The sequence below is a fragment of the Azonexus hydrophilus genome (genome assembly GCF_905120355.1).
Lineage (GTDB): Bacteria > Pseudomonadota > Gammaproteobacteria > Burkholderiales > Rhodocyclaceae > Azonexus.
Genome location: NZ_CAJHOB010000007.1, coordinates 29,458 through 41,843, shown reverse-complemented (window position 1 = coordinate 41,843; position 12,386 = coordinate 29,458). Strand labels below are relative to the sequence as shown.

The window sequence follows — 12,386 nt, the reverse complement described above, 5'->3', positions numbered from 1 at the left end:
CCTCACGCCTTGCCAGCGTGTTGCCTGATTGTGGCGAGCTTGCCGCGCAGGCCACGGTCAACGAGGCCGGGCGCGGTGCCGTTGAGCCAGGCGAAGAGGCGTTCGGGAAAGCCGATGTGGATTTCGTCGACATCGGCGGCAAGCGTAGCGGCGATGCGGCGGGCGACGATTTGCGGGGCGTCGGTGGCGCTGCCCAGAGCGTGGTTCAAGGCCCGTACTGCCGGCGGGTTGATCGGCGTATCGATAGCGCGCGGTGCGACGTGAATGACGCGCACCGTACTGTCGGCCAGTTCGCGCCGCAGCGCCTGGGAAAAACCGCGCAGCCCAGCTTTTGCCGCCGAGTAGGCGGTAAAGCCGGCGAAGGGAATGCTGCCGAAAGCCGAGCCGATGTTTACCACGGCCGCTTCCGGCTGTTGTGTCAGCCAGGGCAGCAGGGCCTGGGTCAGGCGGATCGGCGCTGCAAGATTGGTGTTCAGAATGCGTTCAACGTCGCACCAGTCCTGCTCGGAGAGTAGCCCGAAGTGCGCGACGCCGGCATTGTTGATCAGGATATTCACGCCGAAATCGCGCGCTGCAGTGACTGTACTGGCGATATCGCCCGCGTGGGTCAGATCCGCTTGCAGCATCTGGTAATTGCAGCCAGTAGGCAGATCGATTCGCGACAGTGCGCCGGGATCGCGGCCAGTGAGCAGCAGGGCGGCGCCGGCTTCGGCCAGTTCGCGGGCAAGCGCGTTGCCAAGACCGCCGCTGGCGCCGGTGAGAAGGATGCGGGCGGCCTTCAGTTGCATGTGGCCACCTCGACCGGCAGGGCGTGGAAGATGTCGCCGTAGAGCTTGAAGAAGACCTTGGCGGCGTGTAGCACGTCTGCCTGATCGGAGGGGGTCATGCGATCAAGGAGACCGGCCAGATGTTGCGTGTGTTCCTGGTCGAGCGTGCCGTGCGAACGCAGGTAGGAGAAGGCGTTGTCGGGTAGGCCGAGGGCGGCTTGAATGCGGTCGGCGGCGTTCAGCGCGAGGTCGACGCTGGTGCCTTCGAGAACGAAGACCATGCCGAAGAAACCGGCCGGGTTGCCGCGGTTGATCAGGTCGTAGGCGTAGGCGACCATCAGTTCGGCCGGCAGGTCGGGGCGACTGTTGCGCACTGCGTCGGCATTGCCACCGGCAGCGGCGATGTCGTTGAGGATCCATTCCTCGTGGCCGATTTCCTCCTCGATGTACTCGGCGACGCCGGCACGCATCCACGCCAGGCGCTCGGGCAGGCGGCCGCCCAGGGTCATCAGCAGCGGCGTCGTGTGGCGCACGTGGTGGTAGGCCTGGGTCAGGAAGGCGAGATAGCTGTCGAGGCTGGCGCGGCCTTGCAGGCATTCGCTGATGATCGGTGCGGAGAGCAGGTAGGCACGGTCGTTTGCGGTTTCGAACTTGAGCGTGTCGTAGAAGGACATCGGGGACTCCTTGGAGGAATGAAGAGCCGCCAGGGCGGCACGGTGATGGTCGATGACGGCTTGCCGGCGCGGCCGGCCGTTGCCGGTGGCCAGCCCGTTGCCGGGGGTGAAGGCGGGGCTGGTAATGAAGTGGGCGATCCGCGCGTAATCCGGCAGGGCGGCGTTGGCGCGGGCGATGGCCTCGCCGAGTGCGCCATCCGGGATGCCGGGCAGCGGCACGACGATGGCGGTGAGCGCCGGCTGGCCGTCGCCGGTGACGACGGCCTGGATGATCTGCGGCTGGGCGAGCAGCGCCGCTTCGACCCACTCCGGCGAGACGTTGCGGCCGAACGAGGTGATCAGCAGGTTCTTGCGCCGGCCCTGCAGGTGCAGGTGACCGTTGCTGTCGATGCTGGCGAGGTCGCCGGTCGGGAAAGCATCGTCGCTGGTCGCGGCCTGCCCGGTGTAGCCGAGGAAGGCGCGAGTGCGCACGGTCAGTTCGCCGTTTTCGATGAGCAGTTTGGCGTGGCCGAGCGGACGACCAACGCCGTCGGCGTCGTCGCCGGGGCGGTTGATCGCCAGCACCGAGCCGCCTTCGGTCAGGCCGTAGCCCTGGTAGGCGGGAATGCCGAGGGCGCGCGCACCGGCCAGCAGTTCCGGGGCGACGCGGGCGCCGCCGACGGCAACGAATTGCAGCGTGGCCGACGGCTGGTTGCGCGTGAAACCGAGGTAAGTTGCCCAGGCCTTGAGCAGTTCGGGCACCAGGATCACGCTGCCGGCGCCGGTTTCCTTGACCTTGCGGTCGAGCGCTGCCGGGTCGAAACCCTGCCTGCCGGCCCAGCCGAGTTCGGCCAGCGGCGGCAGGTATACCGGCATGCCGCGCAGCAGCGGCGCATAGACGCCAGCGACGTTTTCCAGCAGCAGGGCCAGCGGCAGCACCGCCAGGTGGCGTTCGAGCGGCAGGTCGGCGAGGCGCTCATGCACTGCGCGGGCGGTGTCGAGCAGGCCGTCGCGGCTCAGGCAGACGCCTTTGGGCGCGCCGGTGCTGCCCGAGGTGAAGGAAATCTTGGCGCTGCCCGGCGGCAGCGCGACCGGTTCGACCACCCGGCGCATCCAGGTCAGGCCCTGCCAGCGACCGGTGATGGCGAAGCCGAGGTCGAGTGCACCGATGCGTTCCGGCTGGTCGGTGAGCACGGTGTCAGCGCCGGCCTGTTCGAGCGCGTTGCGCAGTTGTTCGCCGTGGAAGAAGGCGGGCAGCGGCAGGTGCACGCGGCCGGCGTCCTGGCAGGCGAGATCGGCAATGATCCAGGCCGGACTGTTGTCGGCGAGCACGCCGACGACGCGGCTGCCGGCCAGGCGTTCGCACAGGGTGAGCAGTTCGACGACGATCTCGCCGGCATTCCAGCTGCGCTGGCTGTCGCGCAGCAGCGGGGCGTCGGCCGGACGGGTGGCGAGTTCGGCTTGCCAGGAGAAATCAGCCATGGCGCTTCACCATTTCCAGTGCCAGGGCGATGCGGCCGGCAACGACGATCGGCCGGCTGTCGTAGTAGCTGCCCCAGTCGGCAGCATCGGCGCCGAGGCGGTCCGGATCGGCCGGCGCCAGAGCCAGCGGCGGCAGCCCGAGGCGGCGGAAGATGCCGATCAGCTCGCGGGTGGCGGTGAAGGCGACCCATTCGTAGCCGAGCCGGTCGAGGTGGCGGGCCAGGTTGAGGATGACATCAACGCTGCCGCCGGCACGGTCAGCCGCCAGGTTGCCGACTTCGACGATCGCCTCGCGCTTGACCGGCTGGCCGGCGAGGCGGGCGACGGCGGTTTCGATCGGCTCGTCGAGGTAGGTTTCGAGGAACAGCCGGTCCTCGCCGGCGCAGCGCCAGCCGGCGGCTGCCACGGTGCGGCCGGCGTCTTCCAGCAGCATCAGGTTGGGCGCAAAACTGCTGACACGGGCACCGTAATGGCGGTAAAAAATGTCGGCAATGAAGCGCTCTGCCGTAATCCGCCTGGGTGCGCCGGCAATAGTGTGGCGAACCGTCGGTGGCGGTCGGCGGGGGGTGAGGATTTTCTGGATGGCAGCCAATTTGGCCTCCCTGGGTCACGGTACGTGAGCAAGAATGCGGCAGCCGGATTAAAGGAAACTTAATCCGGCGCCTGACCTACAATGTCAGCCCTGTTTTCAGCCATCGGGAGTTGTTGCCTATGTTGCCTCGCATGACGCGCCATTTTTTTCGACTGGGTATGGCCTGCCTGTGCGTCGGATTGCCGCTGGCCGCGCTGGCGAAACCGCCTTTGACGGGGGAAGCTCTGTACCAGAAAGCCTGTGCTGCCTGCCATGGTGTCGGGCCGGTCGAAGCGCCGAAATTTGGCGACCACGCGGCATGGGCAGAGCTGATTGCCGAGGGGCAGGCTGTCGTTACGGCGCACGGTTGGGTGGGCGTACGTGAGATGCCCCCGCGTGGAGGGGTACCGGATTTGAGCCTGGAAGCCTTTGGCCGCGCCGTGGCCTACATGGCGCGTGCTGCGGGGGCTGACTGGCAGGACCCGGAGCTGTCGGCGTCTTTGCTGCAGGCAATCCGGGCGGAAGAGAAGGCACGGCGCCAGGCCCTGCAGGCGCAGGCACACACAGTTGCTGATCAAGGCCGCTCCGGCGCAGCCGTGTATGAGGCAATCTGCCGCCACTGCCACGAAACCGGGGTTGCCGGTGCACCAGCCAAGGGGGATGGCAAAGCGTGGCGACCGCTGCTGCGGGAAGGGCAGGCCACTCTCACGGCGCATGCCTGGCTGGGGGTGCGGGCGATGCCCCCGCGTGGCGGGCATGACGATTTGTCGCTGGAAGAATTCTCCCGGGCCGTTGCCGACATGGCCCAAGCTTCGGGGGGAGACTGGCGTGACCCAAGCGTCGATGCGCGCCTGATGCGCCGCATTCGTGCCGAAATTGGCAAACGCGAGCGGCAACTGGCGAAATAACAGAGCCGTGCAGACGGGTTCAGGCTGCGTTCATCCATAGCGGCGTAGAATCAGCATCGGGAATTCAGCAAGCCTGCGTTATTTCCTATTTTGCGAAGGAGTCCATCATGTCTCAACGTAATTTGCTGCTGAGTATTGCCACGGCTGGCCTGTTACTGACCTCTACCGGTGCTTTGGCGGTTGAACCTGCCGCCGAGCCGATTTTCGGTAGTCAGTTGATGACCGAGCAGGAGCGTGTCGAACACCGTAACGCCATGCGCTCGGCGCGCAGCGACGAGGAGCGTGCGGCGGTGCGGGCGCAGCATCATGAACAGATGCTGCAGCGTGCGCAGGAGCGCGGCGTGACCCTGCCTGCCACACCACCCGAACAGCGTCCCATGGCGGGGCCGCGTGGTGGCATGGGGCCCGGTATGAACGCCGGTGGCCAGGGGCGGGGGCAAGGCCAGGGCGCGGGACGCGGTCGCCCGTAACGTCAGCGCCCGCCGACACGGAGTAGGTGTCATGGCTGCCTGCTGCGGTGTACAACCGCAGCAGGCAGTTTTTCATTGATGCCGTTCGACGGTTCAGCAGATTTCCTCACGAGGTGGCATGGAACTCATCATCATCATTGCACTGGCTGTCAGCAGCCTGGGCGTCAGCATTCTGCTTGTCAGCCGGCAGAAACAACAGGCGTTCTTTTTCCGCGAGCTTGCCGACCGTCTTGCCCGGCTGGAAAGCCAGCGCGAGGCGGAGCGCGATGGTGCAGTTCGCCTCGCGGTACAAGTCACGGAAATGAGTGCCGTGATCCGGCAATTGTTTGCCGGGTTCAGTGGCATGCAGGGGCAGTTGTCCGATTTCGCCCACCAGCAGCGCCAGGCCGGGGAAGCTGTGGCTGCCCTGAAAACGGCACTGCCGGGTGAGGTAGCGCAGGGAATGCAGCAGGCTTCGGCGGCGCTGCAGGAGTTGCTCCGGACGCAGGTGTTGCCATTGCTCGAAGCGGGACAGCAGGCCATGGCGCAGGAACGGGTCGCCCTGGAGCAGCGCTTCGCCGATCTGAAAGAAGGCATGCTGGCAGCGCAGCGTGAATTTGCCGAGCGTACCGCGCTGGAATCTACCCGCCAGCAACAAGGCATCGGCCGGCAATTTACGGAAATACGTGAGGAGTCGCTGCGGCATCGTCACGAGGTCAATGCCCTGACGACGGCAGCGCTGGCTTCCCTGGAGGACAAACTGGCCCGGCTGACCGCCGACAACAACAGCAGCGGCGAGAAACTGCGGGCGCTGGTTGAGCAGCGGCTGCAGAGCCTGCAGACAGACAATGCCGCCAAGCTGGAGGAAATGCGGCGCACGGTCGATGAAAAACTGCATGCCAGCCTTGAACAACGCTTGGGCGAATCGTTCAAGCTGGTCAGCGACCGTCTGGAGCAGGTGCATCGTGGCTTGGGCGAGATGCAGAGCCTGGCGCATGGTGTCGGTGATCTGAAGCGCGTGTTGAGCAATGTGAAGACCCGCGGCACCTGGGGCGAGATGCAGCTGCACCAGCTGCTCGAACAGATGCTGACGGCCGAGCAGTACGTCGCCAATACACCTACCCGGCCTGGTAGCAGCGATCATGTCGAATTCGCCGTACGTCTGCCGGGCAGGGAGGAGGGCGAATGCGTGCTGCTGCCGATCGACGCCAAATTTCCGATCGAGGATTACCAGCGCCTGCTCGATGCCCAGGAGCGGGCGGATGGCGCTGCGGTGGAAGAGGCTGCCAAGGCGATCGAAGCGCGCATCCGGCTTGAGGCGCGGACGGTATGCAGCAAGTACATCAACCCGCCGCATACGACCGATTTCGCGCTGCTCTATCTGCCCATCGAGGGCTTGTACGCGGAAGTCCTGCGCCGTCCGGGGCTGGTCGATTCCCTGCAGCGCACCTACCGGGTGAATGTCGCGGGCCCCACGACCCTGACCGCCATTCTCAACAGCTTGCAGATGGGTTTTCGTACCCTGGCGATCAGCCGCCGGGCGTCCGATGTCTGGAAGGTGCTGGGGGCGGTCAAAACCGAATTCGGCAAATTTGGTGACATCGTCGATGCGACCCGCAAGAAACTGGAAGCTGCCAGCAAGCAGTTCGATCAGGTCGATGTGCGCACCCGGGCGATCCAGCGGCAGTTGCGTCAGGTCGAGGCGCTGCCGGCAGTGGAAGCAGAACAGCTACTGGCAGATGGTCCTGACAGCGAAGTGCTGGCCGAACCGCCGGCCTGAACGGCGACTGCGTCACTCTGGTAACAACCCCATAGCGCCCGATTCATTTTCGCGGCAGATGCCGACGCAGCACGGCGTAGAGGTGGGGCGGGTCGAGCGGCTTGCTGAGAAAGTCGTTCATGCCGGCCGCCAGGCAGCGCTGACGGTCTTCGGCAAAAGCATTGGCGGTGAGGGCAATGATGGGGATCTGGCAGCCGGCATCGCGCAGGCGCCGGGTGGCTTCCAGACCGTCCATTTCCGGCATCTGCAGATCCATGATGATCAGGTCGAAGTTTGTTTGCGTCGCGAGTTCGACCGCCTCCTTGCCGTCGCCCGCTGTCTGCACATCGAGCTGCAGGTCGCTGAGCAGCATGTGGGCAATTTCCCGGTTGATCGGTTCGTCTTCAACCAGCAGAACGCGCTGGCCGGCATGTTCAGCGCACAAGCGGGCTTCGTCCTCTTCCAGCACATGGGTCCCGGGTAGTGCGGGCGCCGTAGTTTTGTGCAGACGGGCCGTGAACCAGAATGTGCTGCCGCACCCCGGGGTGCTGTCCACGCCAACTTCGCCACCCATGGCATGCGCCAGATGTGCGGTGATGGCCAGGCCCAGACCGGTGCCGCCGTATTTTCGAGTGATCGAATTGTCGGCCTGCTCAAAGGCAGTGAATAGCCTTTGTTGCGACTCGGGCGTGATGCCGATGCCGGTATCCCTGACGCTGAGACGGATCAGAACCTGCGTGTCGGTTTCTTCAACGACACAGCCACGCAGTTCGATCTGGCCCTGTTCGGTAAATTTCACCGCGTTGCTGGCGAAATTGAGAAAGGCCTGCTGCAAACGAATCGGATCGCCGCTGAGTTCTGTGGGCAAATCACCGGTATCGACCGATAGGTGCAGGTTTTTGGCGGCAGCCCTGGCCTGGATCATCGACATGACGTTGGTGAACAGGCTGTACGTGGAGAAAACCGTATTTTCCAGTTCCAGCTTGCCAGCTTCGATCTTGGACAGATCGAGCACCATGTTGATGATCTCGAGCAGATGCTGGGCGGCAACTTCCAGTTTGCCCAGGCGTTCGTCCTGTTGCGGTGGCAGGCCGGCACGTCGGATGAGGTGCGCCATACCGCTGATGGCGTTCAACGGCGTGCGGATTTCATGACTCATGTTGGCGAGAAATGCGCTCTTGGCACGGTTGGCGGCTTCTGCCGCATCGCGCGCCAGCGAGAGTTCGGCAGTGCGTTTCAATACCCGCTGTTCCAGACTGCGGTTCGTTTCCCGCAGCAGCTGTTCGCGCTCGAGGATGGTGGCGGCCATGTGCTGGATATGGGCCGCCAGTTGATTGAGCTCGATGATGTGACTATTGAACCAGACGGTGGGCAGCTGGTAGCGCATGATGCTGTCGCTTAGCTGCATCAGGGATTTGACCGCTGCCAGCAGGCGGGTGGCACCGTAGAAGGCGAGCAGGAAAGCCAGCAGCACAGAAACCAGAAAGCCGCCGCCAGCGATGGTCAGAGAACTGCGCAATTCAGGGTTGTCGAAGCCGGCCGGCTGGCGGGCGATGAAGGACCAGCCCAGCGCCCGCGAAAACGCGCCGCCGACATAGTAATTCCTGCCCTGGATGGCGACCTGCTCCGCCAGTTCCTGGCCGGAGGTGACCGCCTGGAAGAGTGGCGAGGTATAGAGATTGGGCAGGTGATTCAGGGAATCCTGACTGGAATCGCTGAGAATTTCGCCACGCTGGTCAATGATCCACGTGGCGACATGATGTGACGTGTTCCTGTTGCCGATGTCGAGCAGGTAGGAGAGCGGTAATTCCGCGAGCACGATACGCCGGTCGGCAAGGGGAACCGCCAGTCCGACCGACAGCTTGCCCGTCAGGGGGGAAAGATAGCGGTCGCTCCAAGTGACGACATTTTTTTCCCGCATCTTGCGCAGCAGCGGCGTTGCGGAGAGGTCGCTGCCCAGGCTTTCTGCCTGCAGGTGGTGCAGGGTAGGCGTGAATTCCGCCTGCTGCACACGTCCATCGCTCGAGATCAGGTAGAGGGCATGAACGTTGCTGATTCCGCTCAGGCTCTGCCGCAGCATGGGCTCAGCCGCTGCGCCGTGGTCAATGGCAGCGGCCAGCTGTGTCATTTGATCGCGCAGGGTGCCGAGCAGCAATTCCGCTGTCTGTGCCTGGTACAAGGCTTCATGTTCGGTGCGCTGGCGGATTTCTTCCGCTAGCTGCGGGATGCGGACGTAGAAAAAAAAGGCTGAAACGACGGCAATGCTGATGCTGCACGCAGCGGACAGCAGGATGATCAGATAAAGGCGCAGCGGCCAGGTGCCGGGGAGTTTCATGGTGGCGACCTCATGGCAGCTGCTGCGCTTCGCCGTGGCGGATCTGGCTGAAATAGACAATCTGCGACGCGTCGCCGAATTCGTCGAACGCCACCTCGTTCTGTAGGCCAGGATAAGGGCCATAACTGAGCAGCGCCGTTTTCATGTCTTCGCCGGGACGGCGCCTTTCCAGCGCGCTGATCACTGCCCTGGCGGTATCGTAGGCGACGGTCGAGTAGCCGCTCAAACCGTGAAAGCGCGCCTCATAAGCCGCCAGGAAGGCTTGATAGACCAGCTGTCTGCCATTGCGGTTATCGGTGTGCGCAAAAATCAGGCCGTCCACCGCGCTGCCCCCCAGTTCCACCATCGACTCGCTGGAGGAAGCCCATTCCGTCGTGCTCAGGCGCAAATCCAGTCCCAGGCGCCGGGCTTGCTGGCACAGCCGGGCGGTATCGATGGAATTGGCCACAAACACCAACGTATCCGGTGTGTCGTCGCGCAGCGTAGTGATCAGTGGTGCAAAGGCCGGTCGTTCGGCCGAAGCAAAGGCAACCTTGCCGGTGATTTCACCTCCCAGGTAGGTGAAGCGGTTGATGAAATGGTGGGACCAGCCTTCCGTGTAGGCCAAGTTGGAGGTGTCGTAGGCCAGTCCGACGCGACGCGCACCAAGCGAGTAAAGCACCTCGGCCTGTTCCTTTCCCGCCTCGCTGCTGGCACGGCTGACGTGTAGGAAGTGATCATCCTGGCCACGAAACTCGTTAGCGGCGACTGTCGGGCTGATCATGGTCAGGCGGGCTGCATTCATCATGGGGACAATGATCCGGGCCATGGCACTGGTGGCAGGACCGATCACCACCTCCGGGCGCAGTTCGATCAACTCCTGCGCCGCGATGCGCGCCTGTTCGGGGTTTTGCCCATCGTCACGGACGATGAGTTCGATCGGTCGGCCGCGAATGCCGCCACCGGCATTTTGTTGTTCGATGGCGAGGATGACGCTGTTGCGCACACCCAGGCCAAAATCGGAGCCGGGGTCGGAAAGATCAGCGATGAAACCTATGCGGACCGGCTCTGACTCGCTGCAAGCGGCCAGAAACAGGCAGATCAGCAGGGTATGGATCAGTTTCCCGGAACCAGTGACAGGCATGGAAACCCCTCGCGCTTCCTTGTATTTCGACGTCTGGCGCCAGTTTAGCGCGTTGCGAGTCGCCTGAGCGTATTTTATGAAACCGATTTACGCATTCGTTATTGACGGATTTCCCGGTCGTTGCCGATGCACAGAAAGGCGGCGCTACTGCTGCGGTAGGGGTTGATGTCGAGGCCGCCGCGCCGGGTGTAGCGCGCATAAACAAGCAGCTCCTGCGGCGCGCACCGACGCATGAGGTCGCAGTAAATGCGCTCGACGCATTGTTCGTGAAATTCGTTGTGGTTGCGAAACGACACGATGTAGCGCAGCAGTCCGGCCCGATCAATCGGCCGGCCACGGTAGCGGATGACCAGCATCGCCCAGTCCGGCTGCCCGGTGACCAGGCAGTTCGATTTCAGCAGGTGTGAATAGAGGCATTCTTCGCGCGGCGTTTCGTCGGTACAGGCCAATAGTTCCGGTGCTGGCGCATACACGTTGCAGCTGATGTCGAGATCATCAAGCAACTCACCCGGAGGATAGGCAATGCGGGCCTGTGGCTGCTGCGTCAGCGCCTGCAGACGGACCTGCACCGTGGCCTGGGCGGCCGCCGACAGGTCGCGCGTCAGAATCTGTTCGACACTGACCAGATCGGCAAACTGGCTCTGGTTGAACGAGTTCAGGTACAGCTTGAAGGACTTTGACTCGATCAGGCAGGGGCTGTCAGCCGGTACGCGGAATTCCCCTATCGCCACCACTGGCTTGCCTTTGGGATTGAGCCAGGAAATTTCGTAGGCATTCCACAGGTCTGCGCCGACAAAGGGCAGGGCTGTTGGCTGGATCGCCAGTTCCACGCGCTTTTCCTGACGCGGAATGGGGAAAAGGAGGTCGGGGGCGTAGCTGGCGCAATACGCCGTGGTCTTGCCCAGTGGCGAAGCATGGGCGGTGGAAGAATGTGTGTGCATGGGTCGATTTTAAGCCCGGTGCTGCACTTCGCCGAGAATATGTACGGCGTGCACACAGCGTTCGTCCCCCAGCAGCATCAGCGCGAACAAGGTGTCCGCCAGATCCTCCGCATGTTCCAGGCGGGCGGCCAGCTCGGGCAGGGCGAACGGATCAAGCACGACGCAGTCGGCTTCCTTGCCCGGCAGGAAGTTACCGATGAATGCCTCCAGTCCCAGTGCCCGCGCGCCACCCAGCGTGGCGAGATACCAGGCCTGCAGAGGGGATGGTGGTGCCGCCAGCAGTTGTCCGACCAAGTAGGCAGCATGCAGGGTGCGCAACATGCTGAATGAAGTACCGGCACCAACATCGCTGCCCAGCCCGATAGCGATGCCGGCGCTGCTGCGCTGCTGTAGCGGAAAGGCGCCACTGCCAAGGAAGAGGTTGGAACTCGGACAGTGTGCAAGCGCTGTGCCGGTGTGTGCCAGTTCATCCACTTCACGCTGCGTCAGATGGATGCCATGAGCGTAAATGCAGCGAGGGCCGAGCAGACCGTGCTGCGCATACACATCGAGATAATCGTGGTGTCCGGGATAGAGACGGGCGACAGCAGCCAGTTCATCCTGGTTTTCTGCCAGATGCGATTGCAGATGCAGGTCCGGCCGGCTGCGCAGCAAATCTGCTGCCAGCGCCAGTTGCTGTGGGCTCGATGTGGGGGCGAAGCGTGGTGTGACGCTGTAACGCAGCCGCTCCCGACCGTGCCAGCGCTCGATCAGATTCAGGCAGTCACGCTCGCAATGGCGCATGTCGTCGCGCAGTGCGGCATGGGCGCAGCGATCCATCATCACCTTGCCGCACAGCATGCGCAGCTTGCGGGCAGCGGCAGCGCTCATGAAGGCATCTACGGAATGTGCGTGCACCGTGGCAAAGACCGAGGCGGTGGTGGTGCCGTGGGCGAGCAGCCGGTCGAGAAAAAAATCAGCGCGCTGCGCTGCGATGGCCGGATCGGCAAGAGCCGCTTCCGCGGGGTAGATGGAATGCTCCAGCCAGTCGAGCAATGTTTTGCCCGGAGAGGCTAGTGCGGTGGCCTGCGGGTAGTGGCAGTGGGTGTCGACCAAGCCGGGCAGAATGAAGCGCTGTCCGTAATCGTGGCGCGTGGAATTGGCCAGCAGGGCGGTCGGCATGCGGTCAAGCACCGCCTGCCGTGGACCATGCTCGACGATATGACCATCGACGATCCACAAGGCGCCGTCCGACACATGCCGGCAGGCCGCAGCCGGACCGTCTACCCCGGGGTCGGAGAGGAAATCGAGAAGTTGCCCGAAGAGCAGAACAGAGCGTGTCATGCGACAAGTTTAGGCGATTTGCGCTGAACCTGCCCACTGCGCCATGTTGCCTCCCTTGGTCCGGCAGCAGGCGTA

General features: G+C 63.7%; 10 protein-coding genes. 3 read left to right on the top strand and 7 right to left on the bottom strand.

Annotation, left to right across the window (positions count from 1 at the left end; translation table 11 throughout):
* Positions 1–2: 2 nt before the first annotated feature.
* Genes JYJ39_RS06955 through JYJ39_RS06940 form a run of 3 tightly spaced genes read right to left on the bottom strand, consistent with a single transcriptional unit; the run spans position 3 to position 3,494 of the window.
* Complete coding sequence (locus JYJ39_RS06955) at positions 3–788, bottom strand: SDR family oxidoreductase (RefSeq protein ID WP_205203158.1); 786 nt, start codon at positions 786–788, stop codon at positions 3–5.
* A complete protein-coding gene (locus tag JYJ39_RS06945) occupies positions 779–2,902 on the bottom strand; it encodes an AMP-binding protein (RefSeq protein ID WP_240189578.1) in 2,124 nt (707 codons plus the stop codon). Before JYJ39_RS06945 ends, JYJ39_RS06955 begins: the two co-directional genes overlap by 10 nt.
* Positions 2,895–3,494 (bottom strand): thermostable hemolysin, encoded by a 600-nt coding sequence (locus JYJ39_RS06940; protein WP_205203157.1) that lies wholly within the window; start codon positions 3,492–3,494, stop codon positions 2,895–2,897. The genes JYJ39_RS06945 and JYJ39_RS06940 overlap by 8 nt, the downstream gene beginning before the upstream one ends.
* Before the next feature lie 131 nt (positions 3,495–3,625).
* On the opposite strand from JYJ39_RS06940, the gene JYJ39_RS06935 reads away from it, so the two are divergent.
* From JYJ39_RS06935 to rmuC, 3 genes are all read left to right on the top strand, one after another.
* Entirely contained in the window at positions 3,626–4,381 is a 756-nt protein-coding gene (locus JYJ39_RS06935; protein ID WP_205203156.1) for a c-type cytochrome, read from the top strand.
* Positions 4,382–4,488: 107 nt separating this feature from the next.
* Complete coding sequence (locus JYJ39_RS06930) at positions 4,489–4,851, top strand: hypothetical protein (RefSeq protein ID WP_205203155.1); 363 nt, start codon at positions 4,489–4,491, stop codon at positions 4,849–4,851.
* A gap of 118 nt (positions 4,852–4,969) precedes the next feature.
* Complete coding sequence (gene rmuC, locus JYJ39_RS06925; protein WP_240189577.1) at positions 4,970–6,610, top strand: DNA recombination protein RmuC; 1,641 nt, start codon at positions 4,970–4,972, stop codon at positions 6,608–6,610.
* A gap of 43 nt (positions 6,611–6,653) precedes the next feature.
* Here the strand turns inward: rmuC and JYJ39_RS06920 are convergent, their stop codons facing one another.
* The 4 genes from JYJ39_RS06920 to guaD all read right to left on the bottom strand — a co-directional run bounded on the left by JYJ39_RS06920 (position 6,654) and on the right by guaD (position 12,311).
* Complete coding sequence (locus tag JYJ39_RS06920) at positions 6,654–8,924, bottom strand: hybrid sensor histidine kinase/response regulator (RefSeq protein ID WP_205203154.1); 2,271 nt, start codon at positions 8,922–8,924, stop codon at positions 6,654–6,656.
* A 10-nt stretch (positions 8,925–8,934) separates the two neighbouring features.
* Positions 8,935–10,047, bottom strand: coding sequence for an ABC transporter substrate-binding protein (locus JYJ39_RS06915; protein WP_205203153.1), 1,113 nt, complete (start codon positions 10,045–10,047; stop codon positions 8,935–8,937).
* 98 nt (positions 10,048–10,145) lie between these two features.
* A complete protein-coding gene (gene queF, locus JYJ39_RS06910) occupies positions 10,146–10,988 on the bottom strand; it encodes an NADPH-dependent 7-cyano-7-deazaguanine reductase QueF (RefSeq protein ID WP_205203152.1) in 843 nt (280 codons plus the stop codon).
* A gap of 9 nt (positions 10,989–10,997) precedes the next feature.
* Entirely contained in the window at positions 10,998–12,311 is a 1,314-nt protein-coding gene (gene guaD / locus JYJ39_RS06905; protein ID WP_205203151.1) for a guanine deaminase, read from the bottom strand.
* Positions 12,312–12,386: the final 75 nt, after the last annotated feature.

What these genes read in the sequence shown, in the direction of transcription:
- JYJ39_RS06935 (WP_205203156.1), top strand. Translation starts at nt 3,626, where the DNA reads ATGACGCGCCATTTTTTTCGACTGGGTATGGCCTGCCTGTGCGTCGGA.
- JYJ39_RS06955 (WP_205203158.1), bottom strand. Translation starts at nt 788, where the DNA reads ATGCAACTGAAGGCCGCCCGCATCCTTCTCACCGGCGCCAGCGGCGGT.
- JYJ39_RS06930 (WP_205203155.1), top strand. Translation starts at nt 4,489, where the DNA reads ATGTCTCAACGTAATTTGCTGCTGAGTATTGCCACGGCTGGCCTGTTA.
- JYJ39_RS06920 (WP_205203154.1), bottom strand. Translation starts at nt 8,924, where the DNA reads ATGAAACTCCCCGGCACCTGGCCGCTGCGCCTTTATCTGATCATCCTG.
- rmuC (WP_240189577.1), top strand. Translation starts at nt 4,970, where the DNA reads ATGGAACTCATCATCATCATTGCACTGGCTGTCAGCAGCCTGGGCGTC.
- queF (WP_205203152.1), bottom strand. Translation starts at nt 10,988, where the DNA reads ATGCACACACATTCTTCCACCGCCCATGCTTCGCCACTGGGCAAGACC.
- JYJ39_RS06915 (WP_205203153.1), bottom strand. Translation starts at nt 10,047, where the DNA reads ATGCCTGTCACTGGTTCCGGGAAACTGATCCATACCCTGCTGATCTGC.
- guaD (WP_205203151.1), bottom strand. Translation starts at nt 12,311, where the DNA reads ATGACACGCTCTGTTCTGCTCTTCGGGCAACTTCTCGATTTCCTCTCC.
- JYJ39_RS06945 (WP_240189578.1), bottom strand. Translation starts at nt 2,902, where the DNA reads ATGGCTGATTTCTCCTGGCAAGCCGAACTCGCCACCCGTCCGGCCGAC.